The 19,492-nt window shown below is 59.8% G+C and carries 18 protein-coding genes, 1 tRNA gene, 1 other RNA gene and 1 pseudogene; 8 read left to right on the forward strand and 13 right to left on the reverse strand.

What is annotated here, in order from left to right; genetic code table 11:
* Positions 1-7: 7 nt before the first annotated feature.
* Positions 8-1,348: a glutamine synthetase family protein gene (locus tag HMPREF3053_RS08170; RefSeq protein ID WP_005511085.1), complete on the reverse strand. Its 1,341-nt coding sequence runs from the start codon at positions 1,346-1,348 to the stop codon at positions 8-10.
* A 140-nt stretch (positions 1,349-1,488) separates the two neighbouring features.
* On the opposite strand from HMPREF3053_RS08170, the gene panB reads away from it, so the two are divergent.
* Complete coding sequence (panB, locus tag HMPREF3053_RS08175) at positions 1,489-2,298, forward strand: 3-methyl-2-oxobutanoate hydroxymethyltransferase (protein ID WP_224784052.1); 810 nt, start codon at positions 1,489-1,491, stop codon at positions 2,296-2,298.
* A gap of 30 nt (positions 2,299-2,328) precedes the next feature.
* Positions 2,329-4,149 carry a CYTH and CHAD domain-containing protein gene (locus tag HMPREF3053_RS08180; RefSeq protein ID WP_070767555.1) on the forward strand — a complete coding sequence of 607 codons (1,821 nt, stop codon included), beginning with the start codon at positions 2,329-2,331 and terminating at the stop codon, positions 4,147-4,149.
* 12 nt (positions 4,150-4,161) lie between these two features.
* Here the strand turns inward: HMPREF3053_RS08180 and HMPREF3053_RS08185 are convergent, their stop codons facing one another.
* On the reverse strand, positions 4,162-4,365 hold the full coding sequence (locus HMPREF3053_RS08185; protein ID WP_016423068.1) for an SPOR domain-containing protein: 204 nt from the start codon (positions 4,363-4,365) through the stop codon (positions 4,162-4,164).
* Between the two features lie 263 nt (positions 4,366-4,628).
* On the opposite strand from HMPREF3053_RS08185, the gene HMPREF3053_RS08190 reads away from it, so the two are divergent.
* A complete protein-coding gene (locus HMPREF3053_RS08190; protein ID WP_049170173.1) occupies positions 4,629-5,792 on the forward strand; it encodes a galactokinase family protein in 1,164 nt (387 codons plus the stop codon).
* 11 nt (positions 5,793-5,803) lie between these two features.
* On the opposite strand, the gene rnpB is transcribed toward HMPREF3053_RS08190, so the two are convergent.
* The 5 genes and pseudogenes from rnpB to cobC form a co-directional block, all read right to left on the reverse strand.
* Positions 5,804-6,268, reverse strand: an RNA gene (rnpB, locus tag HMPREF3053_RS08195) — RNase P RNA component class A.
* Positions 6,269-6,327: 59 nt separating this feature from the next.
* Positions 6,328-6,993, reverse strand: a pseudogene (locus HMPREF3053_RS08200) (histidine phosphatase family protein); the annotation flags it as partial.
* 24 nt (positions 6,994-7,017) lie between these two features.
* Positions 7,018-7,761, reverse strand: coding sequence for a zinc ribbon domain-containing protein (locus tag HMPREF3053_RS08205; RefSeq protein WP_070767562.1), 744 nt, complete (start codon positions 7,759-7,761; stop codon positions 7,018-7,020).
* A gap of 5 nt (positions 7,762-7,766) precedes the next feature.
* Positions 7,767-8,954, reverse strand: coding sequence for a Nif3-like dinuclear metal center hexameric protein (locus tag HMPREF3053_RS08210; RefSeq protein ID WP_070767556.1), 1,188 nt, complete (start codon positions 8,952-8,954; stop codon positions 7,767-7,769).
* 69 nt (positions 8,955-9,023) lie between these two features.
* Entirely contained in the window at positions 9,024-10,157 is a 1,134-nt protein-coding gene (cobC, locus tag HMPREF3053_RS08215; RefSeq protein WP_070429149.1) for an aminotransferase class I/II-fold pyridoxal phosphate-dependent enzyme, read from the reverse strand.
* A gap of 35 nt (positions 10,158-10,192) precedes the next feature.
* Here cobC and HMPREF3053_RS08220 point away from each other — a divergent pair, with 35 nt between their 5' ends.
* Positions 10,193-10,873: an HAD hydrolase-like protein gene (locus tag HMPREF3053_RS08220; RefSeq protein ID WP_049192884.1), complete on the forward strand. Its 681-nt coding sequence runs from the start codon at positions 10,193-10,195 to the stop codon at positions 10,871-10,873.
* Positions 10,874-10,941: 68 nt separating this feature from the next.
* Positions 10,942-11,445 (forward strand): low molecular weight protein-tyrosine-phosphatase, encoded by a 504-nt coding sequence (locus tag HMPREF3053_RS08225; protein WP_369707166.1) that lies wholly within the window; start codon positions 10,942-10,944, stop codon positions 11,443-11,445.
* On the opposite strand, the gene HMPREF3053_RS08230 is transcribed toward HMPREF3053_RS08225, so the two are convergent.
* A complete protein-coding gene (locus HMPREF3053_RS08230; RefSeq protein WP_042388795.1) occupies positions 11,442-12,023 on the reverse strand; it encodes a GtrA family protein in 582 nt (193 codons plus the stop codon). The genes HMPREF3053_RS08225 and HMPREF3053_RS08230 overlap by 4 nt on opposite strands.
* Before the next feature lie 136 nt (positions 12,024-12,159).
* Between HMPREF3053_RS08230 and HMPREF3053_RS08235 the strand changes: the two genes are divergently transcribed.
* Positions 12,160-13,140, forward strand: coding sequence for an SURF1 family cytochrome oxidase biogenesis protein (locus tag HMPREF3053_RS08235; RefSeq protein WP_070767557.1), 981 nt, complete (start codon positions 12,160-12,162; stop codon positions 13,138-13,140).
* On the opposite strand, the gene HMPREF3053_RS08240 is transcribed toward HMPREF3053_RS08235, so the two are convergent.
* The 4 genes from HMPREF3053_RS08240 to HMPREF3053_RS08255 form a co-directional block, all read right to left on the reverse strand.
* Positions 13,137-14,096 carry a cobalamin biosynthesis protein gene (locus tag HMPREF3053_RS08240; RefSeq protein ID WP_246819393.1) on the reverse strand — a complete coding sequence of 320 codons (960 nt, stop codon included), beginning with the start codon at positions 14,094-14,096 and terminating at the stop codon, positions 13,137-13,139. The two genes, HMPREF3053_RS08235 and HMPREF3053_RS08240, sit on opposite strands and share 4 nt — an antisense overlap.
* A 1-nt stretch (position 14,097) precedes the next feature.
* Positions 14,098-14,703: a zinc metalloprotease gene (locus HMPREF3053_RS08245; protein WP_141698021.1), complete on the reverse strand. Its 606-nt coding sequence runs from the start codon at positions 14,701-14,703 to the stop codon at positions 14,098-14,100.
* Positions 14,704-14,775: 72 nt separating this feature from the next.
* Positions 14,776-14,847 (reverse strand) — tRNA-Val (locus HMPREF3053_RS08250).
* Positions 14,848-14,970: 123 nt separating this feature from the next.
* Positions 14,971-15,381: a DUF3052 domain-containing protein gene (locus tag HMPREF3053_RS08255; RefSeq protein WP_005511050.1), complete on the reverse strand. Its 411-nt coding sequence runs from the start codon at positions 15,379-15,381 to the stop codon at positions 14,971-14,973.
* A gap of 276 nt (positions 15,382-15,657) precedes the next feature.
* On the opposite strand from HMPREF3053_RS08255, the gene aceE reads away from it, so the two are divergent.
* Positions 15,658-18,414 carry a pyruvate dehydrogenase (acetyl-transferring), homodimeric type gene (gene aceE / locus HMPREF3053_RS08260; RefSeq protein ID WP_070546218.1) on the forward strand — a complete coding sequence of 919 codons (2,757 nt, stop codon included), beginning with the start codon at positions 15,658-15,660 and terminating at the stop codon, positions 18,412-18,414.
* Entirely contained in the window at positions 18,414-18,779 is a 366-nt protein-coding gene (locus HMPREF3053_RS10905) for an acyl carrier protein (RefSeq protein WP_083276308.1), read from the forward strand. Before aceE ends, HMPREF3053_RS10905 begins: the two co-directional genes overlap by 1 nt.
* Here HMPREF3053_RS10905 and HMPREF3053_RS08270 read toward each other — a convergent pair.
* Positions 18,755-19,378, reverse strand: a complete 624-nt coding sequence (locus tag HMPREF3053_RS08270) for a DUF3145 family protein (protein ID WP_070546216.1) — start codon at positions 19,376-19,378, stop codon at positions 18,755-18,757. The genes HMPREF3053_RS10905 and HMPREF3053_RS08270 overlap by 25 nt on opposite strands.
* Positions 19,379-19,492 lie beyond the last annotated feature (114 nt).

Consider the following 19,492-nt stretch of genomic DNA (forward strand, 5'->3'; position numbering starts at 1 on the left):
GGGGAAACTAGTAATCCAGAGTTGTGCGCAGCTCCCACTGCGTCACCTGACGCTGGAACTCGCGCCACTCGCGCCACTTATTGAGCAGGAAGAACTCGTAGACATGGTCACCGAGAGCATCGGCCACCAGATCGGAGCGTTCCATCTCCTGCAGCGCCACCTCCAGGGATGTCGGCAAATCGCGGTAGCCCATCGCACGTCGTTCCCGCTTGGTCAACTCGGAGATGTTGTCCTCTGCCTGCTCCGGAAGCTGGTAACCCTCCTTAATTCCCTTCAAACCGGCGGCCAAAATCACCGAGTAAGCAAGATACGGGTTACAGGCCGAGTCCAAGGAACGAATTTCCACCCGGCGCGAATGTGCCTTACCCGGTGAGTACATGGGCACACGCACGAGAGCCGAGCGGTTGGCCATGCCCCATGTCGCGGACGTCGGAGCCTCATCGCCAAATGCCGTGCGCTTGTAGGAGTTGACCCACTGATTGGTCACAGCGGAAATTTCGCTGGCGTGAGTCAGAATGCCGGCAATGAAACCCTTTGCGGTGTCGGAGAGCTGGTTTTCATCATCCGGGTCGTGGAATGCATTAGTGTCCCCTTCAAAGAGGGAAATATGAGTGTGCATGCCATTGCCCGGCAAATCCTGGAAAGGTTTCGGCATGAATGTCGCCTGCACACCGTTTTTCATTGCGATCTGCTTAATGATGTAGCGGAAAGACATCACGTTATCCGCCATAGTCAGCGGATCGGCGTAGCGCAGATCGATTTCCTGCTGACCCGGCGCATTTTCGTGATGGGAGAACTCCACAGGGATTCCCATGTCTTCCAACACCGTGATCGCTTCTTGGCGAAAGCGGGGTGCGCGGTCGTAGACCGCCTGGTCAAAGTAACCGCCATTGTCCGTTGGCACCGGCGGCTTTCCATCAGTAGCCAGGCTCTCTACTAGGAAAAACTCAATCTCCGGGTGGATGAACGCGTGGAAGCCCTCGTCGGCAAGCGCCTTAATTTGGCGGCGCAGCACCTGGCGTGGATCTGCCCACGACGGCTGACCGTCGGGCATGACGATGTCGCAGAACATGCGCGCGGACGTGATTGTGTCTTCTTTATGCAGACGCGGCATGACCTGGAACGTCGAAGGATCCGGTTGCGCGATAGTGTCAGCCTCGGAGACGCGGGAAAAGCCCTCCACCGCGGAGCCATCGAAACCAATGCCCTCTTCAAAGGAGCCCTCGAGCTCAGCCGGTGCGACGGCAACGGACTTCAGATACCCCAAAATGTCGGTAAACCACAGACGGATATAACGGATATCTTGCTCTTCGATTGCGCGGAGGACGAATTCCTGCTGACTGTTCATACTTTCCAACGTTACCCAGGTGCCCGGATTCGCGGTACACATTTTGACCATCCGGCGTGGCTAGCCAACTGCCGCACCCGTGCCATAACCGCTGCCCTCGTGGCCTCGAATTGCGGGTGACTATGGCATGCTCTATTGACATGAGCGGAAAAAAGATTCGTCTGAATAATCTGGCCGAATGGAAGGCTGAGTCTCGCCCCTGGGCAATGTTGACTTGCTACGACTACTCCACCGCGCGCGCTTTTTCCGCCGCCGGTGTCGAGCTACTGTTGGTCGGCGACTCTGCAGCAAACGTTGTCTACGGCTACGACACCACCACCGAGATCTCGCTGGAAGAAATGATCCCGCTTGCGCGCGGTGTCGTCCGGGGCGCTGGCAACGCACTTGTTGTTGCCGATCTACCCTTCGGCACTTACGAGGCCTCCGATGAGCAGGCCGTGCTGTCCGCCGCGAAGATGATGCGCGAAACCGGCGCACACATGATCAAGATCGAAGGTGGCGTGCGTATCGCTCCGCGCATCCGTGCGCTGGTCAACGCCGGCATTCCGGTCATGGCGCACATCGGTTTCACCCCGCAGTCCGTCAACGCGCTGTCCGGATTCAAGGTACAGGGGCGCGGTGCGGGGGCGGAACAGCTGCGTGCCGACGCCCATGCGGTAGCCGATGCTGGTGCCGCGGCCGTGGTCCTGGAGATGGTGCCTGCGAATCTGGCCACCGAGATTACCCGCGAGCTATCCATCCCGACCTGTGGCATTGGCGCTGGTAATCAGTGCGATGGCCAGGTTCTCGTCTGGCAGGATGCCTTTGCAGTTCCGGCCGATGGCCGCAGGCCGTCGTTTAGCTCGGTGTTCGAAGAGGTCGGTGAGATGCTGACCAAGGGAGCGAAGCAGTATGTCGACCAGGTGCACTCCCGCGAGTTCCCTACTGAGGCGCAGAACTTCTCGGGTTAGCTCTTCGATTCAGGGGTAGAATTAGTGGTTATGGCATCTAAGTCTGGTTCTAAGTCCAAAACTCCAACTGCGGCGTTGGAGGTGGAATCTAAGTTCTCAGCTACCCCAGAAGTGGTAGCCCCATCGTTCGATTTCGTTCCACAGGTTGGCTCCACCACCACTGAGGTGCGAAATCTCTCCGCGATTTACCTGGACACGGCGGACCTGCGTCTGACCCGGTCCAAGCACACTCTGCGTCGCCGAACGGGCGGCCCCGATGAGGGGTGGCATCTGAAGGCGCCGGGTACCGGCGGTCGCCTCGAATATGGCGTTGACCTGGAAGAGGGCTCTGTTAACGGTGAAGGCCGCGATGCTGACTACATCGTGCCTACCGAGTTGCTTGCCCCCGTGCGCGCAATTGTGCGCAATCACCCGCTGCAACCAATCGCGCAGGTAGACAATGAGCGCCACGTCACCACGGTGTTTGCCCTCGATGGCACGCCCATGGCGGAGTTTGCGGATGATCACGTCACGGCGACTTCCTTCCTCGATGGCGGCGAAACCACTACTTGGCGTGAGTGGGAGATTGAGCTGCTCGGGGATTGGGCAAATCACCCGGACGGTAAGGCCGTAATGGCAGCGATGTCCAAGGTCGCTGAGGTGGCTGGCGCCGTGCCGTCGGAAAGCCCTTCGAAGTTGGCGACGGCGTTGGGTGACTCCATCGACTCCGCTCCCCTGCCGCCGGTTCCAGCGAAGCTGCCGAAGGGTACTCCGGGGCGCACTGTGGTCGATGCGCTGGCCGCTAACGTGGCCAAGATGGTCGAGTACGACCCGAAGGTACGCCGCGATGAGTTTGACTCGGTGCATCAGATGCGCGTCGCCACTCGTGAGCTACGCAGTCACATGCAGACCTTCCACGGCATTGTTGTGGGCGATAAGGTCGCTGAGCTGGAGAGCAACCTCAAGCAGCTGGCGGGTGTTCTCGGCGTGGCTCGTGACGCTGAGGTCGTCGCTATGCGCTGGGAAGAACTGCTGGCCAATCGCGAAAGCGCCGCTTTGGGCGAGGAGCTGCGCGCGAACCTTGTCGAGGATGTCCAGAAGGACTACGAGCGCGCCCATCACCGCGTTATTCTCGCGCTGAATTCCGGCGAGTACCTGCAACTTCTCGACGATCTCGATGAGTTCCTCGCCAATCCGCCAATTGCCGCAAATGCGGACGAGGCCGAGGCTGGGGAAAAGAAGTCTAAGAAGAAGGATGATTCGCTTGTCGACGGCGCGGAGGCCGCAGACTCCGAGGATACGTCGGCAGCTGGTTCCGAGGTCGCGGCTGAGGCTGATACTGCCGCCGATGCAGCAGCTTCCACGACCTCAGACAAGGCCGAGCCGGAGAAGGTAGCGGCACCGAAGGAACTCGACACCACTGCGGTGCTGCTTGATCACCTGCGCAGCGCGTTTTCGAAGTTCCGTCGTCGCCACAACCTGGTACTCGATGGCCGCGAGGATGCTGACCTGCCAGAGGCAGATTTGGACGAGCGTTACCACGATGTCCGCAAGGCTGCGAAGAAGCTCCGCTACAGCGCGGAAGCTGCTCAGAACGCGGACCTGCCGACCGAGAAGCTCTACGCTGCTTGCAAGAACCTGCAGTCGGTTCTCGGTGACTTCCAGGACACCTGTACTGCGCGCGACTTCGTGCTGGCTCGCGCTAAGCGTGCCTCCCGTGCGGGCAGGGACACCTTCGGCTACGGCGTGCTTTACCAGATGGAGTACTACGACGGCCTGAAGGCCCTGGCTGAGTACGACGATGCCGTGGCAAAGGTTTTCAAGGCCTTCCGCAAGATGGAAAAGAAGATTAAGAAGGGCAAGAAGGCCTAAAGGCGTAGAGCCTTATTTTTCAGCTACTCCCCAGTCGTCATCTTCTTCATCCCAGTCGTCGGCCGCCTTGTTGCGCTCGGCGACTTTTTCCATGGCAGCGCGGGCTTCCTCTTCGGAATCGTAGGGGCCCATTCGGTCGTCCCAACCGGTTTTCTTTCCCTGAAACACCGTGCCCGTCGACGGCTGGTAGTACCACTTACTGCTGTTGTCGCTCACGATTTTTCTCCTCTTCCACATCGAGAACTTGTCGAGTTATCAAGCGGTTCTGTCACCGCCAACTCCACACATAAGCAAACTTGCAGAGAGGCAACCATTTGCCTGCCATGTGCGCTGCGGCGACATAAAATCCCAGTATATAGGTTTGTCACTGTCCCCCGACCCGGGTATTATCGACGGAATTGTTCACCTTAGAACACAAGCGTTGAACGCGAACACTGCACACCAGCACTATGAGTCCGATCTCTGGAGAGGTTTCACCCATGCCCGCCGCACCCGCTGTCGTAAACGACGTCTTCGATGCCGTCGGTTCTAATGCTTCAGTTGCATACGCCCCGGGTTCCATCAACCTGTTGGGTGAGGACTGCGCGTCCTCCGGCGGCATGCTCCTAGCCACCGCCATTCCGGCCTATGCTGCGGTCGGCATCGAGGAAATTGACGAGCAGCAGCTCGTTGTCGTGTACAAGCGCGAAACTACCAAGATGGATTTCCCGGATAGCGTCCCCGCCGCTTTTTCTCAGGTGCCGACCGCTGTCGCGGCTGCCATCGTCGCATTACAGCACTCGCTGCATCTCGTTCCGCGCAACAGCAACGGCCTGAAGGTCACCATTGCCTCCACTATCGCGCCAGGTCGCGGTTTTGGAGAGATTCCGGCAATTCAGTGTGCTCTCGCGCTGGCTCTCAATGCGCGTTTTGGCGACCGCGATGATGTGCCCACCCGCACGCGTATTGCCACCGCTATCCACGAGACCATGGTGCAGATTAAGGGACAGTCGTGGCCGCTGTACCCCTACACCACGGCGCTGCGCAGCCGCCCGGACAGCCTACTGTGCATCAACCACTCCGATGAGGCAGTCACGCAGACGGCGTTCCCGCAGTCGTTGGCGCTGACTGTCGCTTACTCCCCCGATGTCACCGGCGGTTCGCCCGACGAGGAGCGCTACGAGTTCTTCCAGCAAGCCTGCGCCGCTTTTGGCGTGCCGACTCTCGCTAGCCTCCCCGACTCACAAGAGCGGGTCGCGGACTGGGTGCGTGCTCGTCACGAGGTGCATCCGGACGACGAAGACATCCCCACCATCGGCCGTGCCATTCAGTGGCTTGACGAAGCCGACGCATCCTCCGACCGCGCCCGCGCAGTCATCGGCCACATCCGTCACAGCGATATTCAAGCAGCCATCGCAGGGGTTTCGCGCGATGTCAGTGAGCGTGGCTCCGCGCCGTCGGCAAGCTCTGTGCTGGGGCAGATTGCCGAGCTGACCGACACCATTGACTGCGAGAAGATTGCCCGTTGTGCGCCGTGCCCGGGTGCGTCGCTGGTGATGTGGTCCCACGTCGACGATGCCGATCGGATTGCCTCCGCGCTTAACGACGGCGGTTCCGAGACCATCCGTGTGGAGAACACTGCGGCCGGCGCGGTGGTCGAGTAGAAAAGCTTGTGTGAACGAGTCGGCCTATGAGCCGGATTCTGTCCCTCGGCGCTCCTTTCGGAAAGCGCCGGGTGGCGATCATCCATCTCGGTCTGCCATTGCTGACAGCCTGAAGCAGCACACCCGCGAGTATCGGACGGGCAGCCCTCAAACACTCGCGCACGCGCACGACGAAGCATGCGCGATTTTGCCTTGCTCCTGGTGGGGTTTACCTAGCCGGTGCAATCACTTGCCCCGCTGGTGCGCTCTTACCGCACCTTTTCACCCTCACCGGATCTCCACAGCTTTACGTCAAAGACATCGGCTGTGCGCCCGGCGGTCTATTTTCTGTGGCACTATTCCCGCAGGTCACCCTGGGTTGCTGTTAGCAACCACCATGCCCAGTGGAGTCCGGACTTTCCTCGACAGCGGCCTGGACACACTCTGTAAAAGAGGCGTCCGGTTCCGTTAACTGCCGCGATCACCCGGCCGGCTCGCTCGAATGGTTAGTGTACCCGCCACAACCGCAATTCAAATAACCCGCCGTGCTCGGCTGCTAACCACGCAGGTAGCTGGTGTCGTTAATCAGCCGCACTGATGTCGGCCCATCTGCGTAGAACTCCGCGATGGAGAGGCTGGCCAGGTCCAAGTGCAGGCGAGTGAAGATTTCAAAGCCGCAGCCGAGCCCCTGGCGCAGCAGCGACTTGATTGGTGTGACATGGCTGACTACCAGCACATCCGAGGCACCGAATTGTTGAGCGATGCGCTCACGCGCGGCGCTCACTCGGCTATCGACCGTGCGGAAATCCTCCCCCTCCGGTGGCGCCACGGCCGGATCCGCAAGCCAGGAACTGTGCAGCTCAGGGGTGGCGTTGTGAGCCTCGGAGAAAGTCATGCCCTCCCACTGCCCAAAGTCGGTCTCGCGCAGATCCTCTTCAACGTGGATGTCCAGCCCGAGCGCTTTGGCTGCCGCCTCTGCTGTCTGCTGTGCACGACGCTGTGGAGAGGCCACAATCGCCGAGAAACTCATGTTGCCGCTATCGACCAACGTCGCCAGGTGACGTGCTGCCGCTTCCGCTTGCTGTCTGCCCACCTCTGTCAGGTCGGGGTTCGAACGACTTCCCGAGTACTCCCGGCGAATCGACATTGGCGACTGCCCATGGCGCAGCAGCACCAACCGCGTGGGATCCGTAGTCGCACCCGTCCAGCCCGGCGCGCTATCGCGCTTGTCTGCAGCCTGGCTCATTTACGCGCCTTTCACCGCTCCCAGCGTTTCCGCACGCACAATCATCGCGCCACATTCAGGACAAAACGTCACTTCTTCCGGCGCGAGCGTGGTGAATTCATGCACGGTTCCTACATCGAGCTCCATGAAGCAGGAACCGCAGGTGCGTCCGTTTAAGCGGGCAACGGGGATCCCATTAGCAAGCGCTAGACGACGGTAAAGCTTGGCTGCCGAACCATCAATGAGTTTGTCAGCCTCTTCGATTCGGGTCTCTGCGATGGAAATGCGCGCAATGAGGTCAACCTCGGCGTCGTTAAGCCTTTGCTTGGCGGCGACGATGTCATCGTGCGCCTCGTCGGCGTCGTATTCGTGCTCAGCGTCGACCTGATAGGCCTCCTGCATGCGCTCGTACTGCTGGAGTTCCTGTTCAGCGCGTTCGCGGCGGCGCTTGGTGGAGCGCAGGTCATGCCCGAGGTCACGGCGCGTGGATGCGTCTTCTGCGGCACCGAGCGACAGACGATCAGCCTTTTCGCGGGCTTTCAGCTTGTTGATGTCCGATTCCAGCTTGGCAATATCGCGGCCGATATCGGAGGCGCTGAGCTTGGAGCGCGCTGCCTCACTGGCCTGACGGCTGTGCTTTTTGCGCAGCTCCTGCAACTCGGCACGCTCGGGCAGAACGTTCTGGCGGGCGGTGAGCCCATCCAACAGAGTTTGGTTTTCCGCCTTTTCCAACATCGCCACTTGGATTTGTGGACTAAGCCTCATGGTCTTCACTTCCTTGCCTGTGTCGACGATTCTGCCACTGTCCAGGGATCGGTGCGCACCTCAAGGACCTCGGTCGCGACCCCGAGCCTCTCGGCCAGGATCTCTGCGGCCTGGTAGCACCAGGGGAACTCGCTGGCCCAGTGAGCCGTGTCCACCACGCAGAAGTCCGCGGTTCGCAGTGTCTCATCGACAGGATGATGCCGCAGGTCAGAGGTAACGAACGCATCGACGCCCATCTTTGCCACAGTGTCCAGGAAAGAGTCACCTGAACCAGATGCGACGGCAACCGTGCGAATCATCCGCTCCGGATCGCCTGCGCCTCGCACGCCCCATGCCGTTGCGGGCAGGCGCTCAGCCACACGGGCGACGAAGTCCTTAAATGGCATCGGCGTATCCAGCGTGCCCACTCGCCCAATGCCCACAGCCTGCTGCGGATCCAAGCCGGTAGCCTGATTGTCCACGATGTCGAAGGCAGGCTCCTCATACGGATGCGCCGCAACGAGAGCCTTGACAATCGCCGCGCGCACGGACCGTGGCGCGACCATCTCCAGGCGTACTTCCTCGACATACTCAATCTGCCCCTCGGCACCGATGAAGGGATTCGCCCCGCTCAGCGGGCGGAACTGGCCGCGGCCGTTAATGCGAAACGCACAGCTGTCGTAGTCGCCGATAGTGCCCGCGCCCGCCTCAAACATGGCTTGCGCGACCTTATCGACGTGATCTGCCGGAACCTTCACTGTCCAGGTATCCAAGCCGGGAGCCGGCTGCGGAGCTAGCGGCGCACCCGGTTCAACTCCGAGCACCGTGGCCAACTGGTCGTTGACACCCGGTCGGGCGCTGTCAGCGTTGGTGTGCGCTGCAAAGAGAGCCACACCTGCCCGAATCAGCTTATGAATAATCCGACCCTTCGGTGTATCCGCCGCCACGGAATTCACACCACGCAGAAGCAGCGGATGGTGCACAACGAGCATCTGAGCACCGGAGGCAATCGCGCGATCTGCAACCTCGTCAGTGCAGTCCAGCGCCAACGCGATGCGACGCACCTCATCCTGCGGGTCACCGCAGATCAGGCCAACTTTATCCCAGCTCTCCGCCAGTGCCGGCGGGTAGGCCGCGTCCATCGCCGCACGCACGTCGGCAACGGTCACCACCGTGTTATTGCCCTCGGCACGGGTCTGCGCAGAGTCCGTCATACATCCATCCCTTCAACATGCATTTCTCTCCAGCTTCTCTTCCAGCGTAGTGAACTCTGCCCCGCCCCATCAGTTCTGCGACAGCAAATCCGCTACTTCCGCAATAAGCCGCCGCACACTCGTCTCGTCCCGCACAGCCAGCCGCCACCACGAACCGTCCAAACCGGCGAAGGTGTCGCAACGCCGCACGGCTACTCCGCGCGCAGCGAGCCGCTGTCTCAGGCGCTCGTGCTTGACGACGTCAACCTCCGCAGCGCCCGGACCATCATGCGTGCTCAGGGCAACCCCCGGGCGTGCCAGCACAAAGGGAGCCTTGGAATCCAACACCTGCCAGCCGGCGGCTACTAACAGCTGTGTCATAGCCTCGCGCTGCTGACCAATCTCAGCGCGGATTTGTGGCAACAGCTCTGCCTCGCGACGCGCGATTGCCGCCATAGCGGTAAGTTGCAGCGTGCCCAGTGGCCAGTGCGGACGCAGTCGCCCCAACTGCGCCAGGAGCTCAGGGGTTCCCAGCGCGTAACCACAGCGCAGGCCTGCGATTGCCCAGGTCTTAGTCATGCTGCGGAAAACGATGACATTATCGGGGATACTGTTCGCTTCCCCCGGCCTGCAATCAGCTAGCGAGCACCGCCGAATAATCTCACCATCGGCGATGTCCATAAATGCCTCATCCACGACCAAGATCCCACAACGGCTGGCGAGCCCCCGCAGGTCATCCGCTGAATGAGCAACACCGGTGGGGTTAGTCGGATTGCCGATGATGACCATCCGACCGTCAAGCTGCTGGGAATGCGGGGAGGAGGCGTTCTCGTGGACGTCGGCAAGCGTAGGCGTGAGCGTGTACGGCGACGGTAGTACCAGCGAATCCACCCCGACTCCCGCGGCGCGGAACGCGGCTTCAGGTTCGGTGAACTGCGGCTGGACGATGGTGGCGGGCAAGCCCAGGTGCGGCAAGAGCGAAAAGCCCTCGGCGACGCCGTGAAGAAGCAGAACCTCGTCGGCGCTGCGATTGTGATTGGCGGCGATGGCGGCGCGGACGTCGGCATCGAGCTGCGCAGACGGATACGCGGCAAGTTCTCCAAGGGACGTGGCAAGCGAGTCCTGCAGCCACTGCGGTGTGGTGCCGTGAACATTGACGGCAAAGTCCAGGTCAGCGCCATGGGCGGCCTGATCGCCGTGATAGCGCAGCGGGTCGTCTAACATGCCATCCAGCCTAATGACCTTTTAGGATGAACAATATGTCCACTGGCCATCGTCCCACTGTCCTTATTGATGTCGACGGCACCATCGCCGATTCTCTCCCCGCAATCGCACATGGATTCCGCCTTGCGTTGGAGGCAATTGACCACCCACTTCCGCCCGAGAGCTTTATCAACACGATCCCAGGCCCGCCAATGGTGGAGACACTCGCATCCCTCGGGCTTTCCGACGAACAAGTCGACCGAGCCTTCGCTGTGTACATGGAGCATCAACACGCCGGTGCTTGGCAGCGTGCCGAGATGTTCCCCGGCTGGCCGGAGCTCCTGCGCGATTGGCGGGCAGCTGGTGTCCAACTAGCCACTGCGACTTCCAAGGGCGACTACTTCGCCCGTAAAACCTTGGACAATTTCGGGCTTCTCGACGCCTTTGACTTCATCGGCGCCGCCAGCGACGACGGCTCACGACAGACAAAGACCGAGGTCATTGAGTACACGCTCAAGGAGTTGGGCATTGAAACCGATGAAGCAGTGCGTCCGCACGGTTCGGTCGTAATGGTTGGCGATCGCATCCATGATTTTGAGGGCGCCGCACAGTTCGGCATCCCCGCCATCGCTGTTAAATGGGGCTACGGCTCGGAATCTGAGTGGGCATCGGCAGCGGCGGTGGCGTCGTCGCCTGGGGACCTGAATCGTGTTGTGCGGGAAATGTTGTATCTTTAAGACTCGTCAACGATTAGTGACAATCCTATTTTTATTTTCCGAGAAGTTTGGTTTTGCCTATTATGCTTATGAACTCGTCGCATCGTACTGAGTCCGTGTACGTCGTGTTTGTCTGCTCCGGAAATATCTGCCGCTCCCCCATGGCTGAAATCATCGTCCGTGACGCGGTTGAAGCCAATGCGCTTGCCGACGATGTCCTGCTCGCCTCCTGCGGAATCGGCGGCTGGCATGTCGGCGAACCCGCCGACGAGCGAGCGCAAGCCGAGCTGGAAAATGCTGGCTACGATCCGAACCACACCGCGGCACAGCTGGGCGATGAGCACATGGATGCAACGCTTTTCATCGCCATGGATGAATCGCACATCAATGGTCTACTCCACGCTGGCGTGCCAAAAGAGAAGATTCGCCTGATGCGTTCCTTCGACCCGGCATCCCCGAAGGGGGCCGTCGTGGCTGATCCTTACTACGGAGGTCCGGAGGGATTCGTCCGCACTCGAAACGAAATTGAGGCCGCGACGCCGGGAATCATCGCATGGTTGCGTGAGACTCTGGCGCTGGCCTCTGAGCGTTAAGGTTTCAAAACAACCTTTTCTTTTGTTTTGCTGGCATTGCCCCGGTTTCGAAACGCCCAAATCTTATTCAAGATGAAGTTAGCGGGCGTACCCAAGATGACGCCGATGAGGTTTGCCCAGTAGAGGCGGTTTCTAAAGCCGGTGGAGTCGTCGAAAATATCCACCGGCAGTGCCAGTGGCGAGGTGGGGTTAGTCAGCAGCGTGATGACAACCAGGTTCACAATCAGTGCTGAGATACCTGCAAATAAAAACGGGAAGAACTGTCTAAACCAGTTCGGGCGATTGTCAGTTCGGAAGGTCCAGGACCGGTTGAGCTGGAAGTTCCAGATGTTAGCCACGACAAACGCCAGAGTTGCATAGACGTGGGAGTAACGGATATTCCACCGCGTTCCGAACAAGTTCATAAACACGTCGTGCTCATTGGTGCCCAGACTGAGGCCCAACTTGCGGGCAATAATCACGACAATCAGGTTGACAACCACACCTGTGCCGCCGACCAGGCCGAACTTGATGAACTGGCGCGAGACTGTGCTGAAGCGGCGTGAAGGCGAAGATTTCGCTGTTTGCGTGCCCACCACGACACCTCTCTTTCCATCTATCCCCGGGTAGATTCCCCGTCAAATACGCTCAAATAACTTTACCCGAAGTTCACTCAATCTCCGCACCGCCAATCACCTGCCGCTCTAGTGCCATCCACACCACCGGGTAAGCTCAATGAATGTGTTTAAGAATGTGCGCCAGTTTCTGACCCCTGGATGGGTTCTCACTGCCATTGTCGCCATTGCGTTTTCCTATCTCGCATTTACTGTTCTGGCTCCGTGGCAGTTGGGTAAGAACACCGCGACGCAGCATCGCAATCAGCAGCTTGAGCACTCATTCGAGCTCGACCCCGTAGATGTCAATGAGCTAATGCCCAAGGGCAAAGGGTTCGTCGAGGGCAACGAATGGCGTCGCGTTACCGCCACCGGGTCCTTCCTGCCGGATACCCGCGTGCTATTGCGTAACTGCCCGGTCAATGGAGCCCCCGCCGTCCAGGTACTCGATGTCTTCGTCGCTAACAATGGCGAAAACTACCTGGTCAACCGCGGCTTTGTACGCCCGACAGACTCCAGCACCCCCAATGTTGAGCCAGCCCCGAAGGGCACCTTGACTATCTCGGCCTTTACCCGCCGAAACGAGATTCCCGCCGAGACCGCCCCAATCCCCGGCACCCCGCCGCAGGTCTACGGAATCAACACCAAGGAAGTGTCCGAGCTAGTCGACACCGAACTCAACCCCGATTGGCTTCAGCTCTCGGACAAATCCGATGCCGTCATCGAGGCCATTCCGCTGCCCACTCTGGAGTCCGGCCCCTACCTCTCCTACGGCATTCAATGGATTTTCTTCGGCGCTCTCGTGCCGCTTGCCGTCGTCTGGTTCATTCGCGCTGAAATCGTCGAGCGCAGACGAGACCGCGCGGAGCAGGAGGAGATGGCCAAGAACCTCCGCGACGCCGCGGAACCAGTAGATGACGCTGATGCCACCGAGGCCGCAACACCCGAATCGGACGACGACGCCACTCCGACGCCTCCGCCGGCTAAGTCCGACGAGGATCGCGCCGCCGAGCTGCACCGTCAGCGCATGGCGCAACGCTACGGCAACACTGGCCACCGCGCCGCAGGTTATCGCGATAACCGATACGACGAGCGTTTCTAACTCTCAGCTCGCGCTTTCACGCGTCGGATACATCCGGCAATTACTGCTGCTCCGGCGCAGCTGAGCGCAACAATGTTTTGCACTCGCTTGCTCAGCCCTGCGGCACGCCGCACATCGGCCACCGCAGGCCTCCGACCACTGCCAAGCACCGGGCGCATCTCCACTCCGCTGGGATACACCGTCGCGCCGCCCAGCTGCAGCCCCAGCGCGCCTGCAGCGCTTGCCTCCACGACGCCCGCGTTTGGACTTGGGTGGTTGCCGGCGTCTCGTCGCCACGCTGCCAATGCTTGACGACGATCCGGGCCTGCAACCACAGTTGCGACAGCTGTAAGTCTCGCGGGGAGGAACCCGGCGACGTCGTCAAGCCGTGCACTGGCCCACCCGAACTGTCGATAGCGAGCGTTGCGGTACCCCACCATCGCGTCGAGGGTATTAGCCGCTCGATGAGCGACCACACCAGGAGCGCCTGCAATGGCACCCCACATGAGAGTGCCGGTGACTGCGTCGGAGGTATTTTCAGCGAGCGATTCGACGGTGGCTCGGGCGATCCCATCAGCGTCGAGCGCCTCTGGATCACGCGAGCACAGCCACGGCACAAGCTCTCGGGCAGCATCGATATCTCCGGCGGAAAGTCGGTCGGCCATACGTTCGCCCGTGCGGCGGAGGGTAGTGCCGCCGAGCGATGCCCACGTGGTGGCAGTCAGTGCGAGGGTCGGGGCGACTGTACTGACTGCGGCGGTAAGCACTACCGGTGCGGCCACTGCGATTGTGGTGAAAGCTACACCGCGCGCCTTGGAATCGGCATAAATTCGGCGCTCAAGTTTGCTGACGGCCTGCCCGTAGATTGCCACCGGATGGTGATTGGTGGGATCTGCGAAAATGCGGTCAAGCGCATATCCCGCAGCGATGGCTGCACCGCGTCGCCAGAGGCGTCGACTTCTGGCTTTTATACGCAATTTAATCGAACTGTCCCTGCAGAACGGCTACGACATCGAGCGGAGTGACATGTGCTGCCGGATGACGGTGCGAAGATGCAGCCATCAAGGTGTAATCACAGGTGTGCCGGATACCGAGTAGGTGCCCAAACTCGTGTGCAAGCGTGCTGCGAATTGCATCAGGATAGAGTGTGGAAGTAACGAAAACCGTCATTTCTTTACTAATTTCCGATGCAGAAGCCAAAACGTGCGAGTTCGGCTTAGGCACGTAGCGAACGCTCACGGTATCCGAATCAGCTTTGTCTTTGGTCACTTCCCGGAGCACGACCTTGCCACCGAGCTTTTCATTCCACTCTTGGGCAGCAGCGTCCAGCTGCGCGCGGTACGGAAAGTCTGGAGCAACAACGTAGTCCAGGGTGCCGTCGGCAAGGTAGGAAGGCATCTTGTCGGAGAGATGGAGAATCGATGGATCCTCCACCGGCTCGCCTGCATTTGCGGCTTTGACCATTGCCTTACAGGTGGCAGCGTCGATTACTGGTTTACCGTCTCCTCCAATTGCGTAGGCCTGTGGGCCCGCAAGTAGAGATCCGGCAACAATGATGGTTACTAGCGATTTTGTAAAACGCACAGACCGGGAGTTTAGCACAAACAAAAATCCACCCGGATTCTCCATTACAAGAATCCGGGCGGATTATGTCTGTGCGGCGAGAGGGTTTCGAACCCCCGACCGCTGGTGTGTAAAACCAGAGCTCTACCGCTGAGCTATCGCCGCGCTGCTGCGAAACTTTAACACACGGCAAACATAGATTGCCAATTGCGCACTACACACAGCGTTTATGCAGATTATTTCAATAGCTCGGCTAGTAGCCGATTCAAACGGGACAGCGAAAGCCGGCTAGCTAGAGCGCTGCACCAGGCAATTGCCCTGCCAATCCCCCAGACGAAGCGCCGAGGTGTTGGAGAAACCTGCCAGCTGTGCGGACTCGTCAATCACACCAGGATCAATGGCACCCGGCTGACCAGCACCCGGCGTGAGCAACCAAACGCGGCCTTCATCCTCCAAAGGGCGGGAAGCATCCACAAGACCATCGACCAAGTCGCCGTCTTCTTCACGCCACCACAGCAATACGACGTCGACAACCTCATCCGTGTCTTCGTCGAGCAGGTCTGCATCCAGGAAATTCTCGACCGACTCACTGATTGCTGAGTCACAGTCCGTATCCCAGCCAACCTCCTGGACTAGCTGACCTTCCTTGATGCCGAGCCTGCTCGCATATTCATGAGCAGCGCCTGTGGCGTTGACCACTTCCCTTTTCCTCCTCTAGAAAAAATATTCAGCTCGATTTTTCGAACTATGTGGAGAAATTTTACCGCTCAAATACATTTTTCACAGCTGCAAAATAAGAATTTCCCCAAAAAGGTGCAGTTTTCGCAGTGTTCTTCGCAATGTTCGTCGTAAAGCCGACCGGATTGTTCGGTGAAAGCGTGTGCAAGAAACGGCTAGGGGCACAACAAACGATTCAGACGTAGAGTGGAGAAAAATAACCTTTGCCTTTCCTTCAGGGACTGAAAGGAGCTCACAATGTCCGATACCTCGTCGGGTACGCCACAAGCCCACTCTGATGAGTCAAACTTTGCCCTTATCCGTGATGGGGTCGCCTCCTATCTCACGGATGCAGATCCTGAAGAGACCAAGGAGTGGCTTGAGTCTCTCGACGGACTGTTAGAAGAGGCAGGTCCGGAGCGCGCACGTTTCCTCATGCTGCGCCTGCTGGAACGTGCCACGGCAAAGCGCGTGGCTCTACCGCCGCTGACCTCGACAGACCTCGTCAACACCATCCCAACTGAGATGGAGCCAGAATTCCCAGGCGATGAGGACATTGAGCGCCGCTACCGCAAGTGGATTCGCTGGAATGCGGCAATTATGGTCCATCGCGCACAGCGTCCGGGTATCGGCGTGGGCGGACATATCTCCACCTATGCGGGCGCCGCACCGCTTTACGAGGTCGGCTTTAACCACTTCTTCCGCGGCAAAGACCACCCAGGCGGCGGTGACCACGTCTTCTTCCAGGGCCACGCTTCGCCGGGTATGTACGCCCGCGCATTCCTAGAGGGGCGTCTGACCGAAGAGGACCTCGACGGTTTCCGTCAGGAAGTCTCCCTCGGCGAGGGCAATGGCCTTCCCTCCTACCCGCACCCGCATGGCATGCCAGAATTCTGGGAGTTCCCGACGGTGTCCATGGGCCTTGGTCCGCTCAACGCCATCTACCAGGCACGCTTCAACCGCTACCTGCATGACCGCGGCATCAAGGACACCTCACAGCAGCACGTTTGGGCCTTCCTCGGTGACGGCGAAATGGACGAGCCGGAATCTCGTGGCGCCATTCAGCATGCGGCGCTGAACAACCTGGATAACCTGACATTCGTCATTAACTGTAACCTGCAACGCCTCGACGGTCCGGTGCGCGGCAACACCAGCATCATCCAGGAGCTGGAGTCGTTCTTCCGCGGCGCTGGTTGGAATGTCATCAAGGTCGTTTGGGGCCGCGAGTGGGACGAGCTCTTCGCTAAGGACAAGGACGGCGCACTAGTCGACCTGATGAATAAGTTCTGCGATGGCGATTACCAGACGCTGAAGGCTAACGACGGCGCTTGGGTGCGCGAGCACTTCTTCGGCCGTGACCCGCGCACTGCCAAGCTGGTCGAGGACATGACCGACGAGGAGATTTGGAACCTCCGTCGCGGTGGCCACGACTACCGCAAGATTTACGCTGCCTACAAGAAGGCCTTGGAGACCAAGGACCAGCCGACCGTCATTCTGGCGCACACGGTTAAGGGCTATGGCCTCGGCCATAACTTCGAGGGCCGCAACGCGACCCACCAGATGAAGAAGCTGACGCTCGATGATCTGAAGCTTTTCCGCGATAACCAGCGCATTCCGATCTCCGACGAGGAGCTGGAGAAGGATCCCTACCTGCCGCCGTACTACAACCCGGGCCCAGAGTCCGAGGAAGTGCAGTACATGCTGGAGCGCCGCAAGGAACTCGGCGGTTTCGTGCCGGAGCGTCGCACTAGCTACGAACCACTGACAACGCCAAAGCCGGAAACCCTGAAAAACCTCCTCAAGGGATCAGGTAAGCAAAAGGTTGCCACCACTATGGCGACGGTGCGTGTTTTCAGGGACCTGATGCGCGATAAGGATCTCAAGGACCGCTTCGTGCCTATCATCCCTGATGAGGCCCGCACCTTCGGCATGGACTCCTGGTTCCCGACGCTGAAGATCTACAACCCGCACGGCCAGAACTACACTCCGGTCGACCATGAACTGATGCTGTCCTACAAGGAAGCGAAGGACGGTCAGATTCTGCACGAGGGCATTTCCGAGGCGGGCTCTGTGGGGTCGTTTACCGCTGTCGGCTCGGCGTACGCCACCCATGGCGTGGCCATGATTCCGCTCTACATCTTCTACTCGATGTTCGGTTTCCAGCGCACGGCTGACTCCATCTGGGCTGCCGGTGACCAAATGTCCCGCGGCTTCCTACTCGGCGCTACCGCCGGTCGCACGACGCTGACAGGTGAAGGCCTGCAGCACATGGACGGTCACTCCCAGCTGCTGGCAGCTACGAACCCGTCCGTGGTCTCCTACGACCCAGCATTCGGCTACGAGATTGCTTACATCGTCTGCGACGGTATCGACCGCATGTATGGTCCGGAGCGCGGCGAAGATGTCATTTACTACCTGACTATCTACAATGAGCCGACTTCGCAGCCGGCTGTCCCGGAAGACCTCGATGTCGAAGGGCTGCTTGGCGGTATCTACCGCTTCCGCAAGGCTGAGGGCGACAAGCATGTCAACCTGCTGGCTTCCGGCATTGGCATGCAGGAGGCGCTGCGCGCCGCGGACATCCTGGAAGACTACGGTGTGGCTTCCTCGATTTACTCGGTGACTTCGTGGAATGAGCTGGCTCGCGATGGACACGAGCGTGACACTGAGCGTCTGCACAACCCGGCTGAAGAGGTCGAAGCCGCCTTCGTAACCCGCCAGCTGTCCGACACCGATGGGCCATTCATCGCAGTGACTGACTTCCAGCGTGCGGTCCCGGAGCAGATTCGCAAGTGGGTTCCAGGTGACTACACCGTCCTCGGCACCGATGGCTACGGCTTCTCGGATACCCGTCCGGCCGCTCGCCGCTACTTCAACTCCGACGGCGAGTCAGTCGCTGTTGCGGCCCTGGCCGCACTGGCACGCGCTGGCAAGCTCGACAAGAGTGTCGCCCAGGAAGCAGCTGAAGAGCTGCAGATTACCGATCCAACCGCAACCACTCAGGACGCTGAATAATGACCTCTAGCCTTGGAGATCAGCTCAGCGCCCTACTGGGCACACAGGTCACCGGCGCCGGTGACGCTGACGATGCCTCACCCAATGCAGCGAACGCGGGCTCGAAGAAGGGTTCCGCCGACGCTGACCTGCCCGCAGGTCTTCACGGCGAGGTCGCGGCAATCGTCAAAAAGATGGCTAACGACGAGGTGGAGTCCCTAGAGCTCTCCACTTCGCTGACCGACTACGGCTTTGACCGCTTGAGCGTCGTAGAGTTGGCTGTCCGCTGTGAGGAAGAGCTGGGAGTCCGCATTGAGGACGAGGACATTTCCTCGTTTAAGACCCTTGGCGATGTAGTTGACTACATCGCCGCCCGGCGCGGGTAGAGCTGCAGCACGTTAGCTGCCTCTACCCCACCGAGGTCTGCGTTGCCAGCGGTCGAGTTGCCGCTGGCACTGTCGGGTCCGGCAGGGGTGGACGTCGTAAAGCACTCTTCGGGGGCGTAGCCTGCCGTCATCATGCGCATCGGCTCTAGCACGCGGTCCCACGGCCCGCCGATGGCCGCGTCGAGGGTTCCTTCGATGTCGCCGCCGCGTGCCATGATGGAACGCAGCGCATCTTCGTTGACCACGATGTTTCCGGCGGCATCGGTCTGTCCGGCGAAAGTCCCCAGCTGCGGGGTATGACAGTAGCGCATGCCATCGATGGCGTAGCCGTCATCATCCACGGCTGGGTCTTGCGCCAGCTCGAAATAGAGGCGCGGCCACCTAGCCAGGTTGTCCACCAGTGTGGCGATGGTGTCAGCACTTGCAGTGAAAGGCACCTCGGCGCACAAAGTGGCATCCTGGTCGGTCGCACGCCAAATATCCCGGCCTGGCTTAGTGCCATCGGGCATGCTGAGTCGGGCCAGCGCCCACGTGATGTGTGGTTGCAGCGGCCCTGGCATGCTGTGAATCCACAGGACGCCTGAAAGTTGGGTGCGCATAGACGAAGGTCCTCGGAAAAGTTGCGGTCAATTGGTGTAAGACGAGATTCGTCTTCCCCTACGAACTCATCCAACGACACTTGCCACACTGCAGAAAAAAGCACTGCGGTAAAA

This window comes from Corynebacterium sp. HMSC064E07 (assembly GCF_001815745.1).
In the GTDB taxonomy this organism is placed as follows: domain Bacteria; phylum Actinomycetota; class Actinomycetes; order Mycobacteriales; family Mycobacteriaceae; genus Corynebacterium; species Corynebacterium jeikeium_D.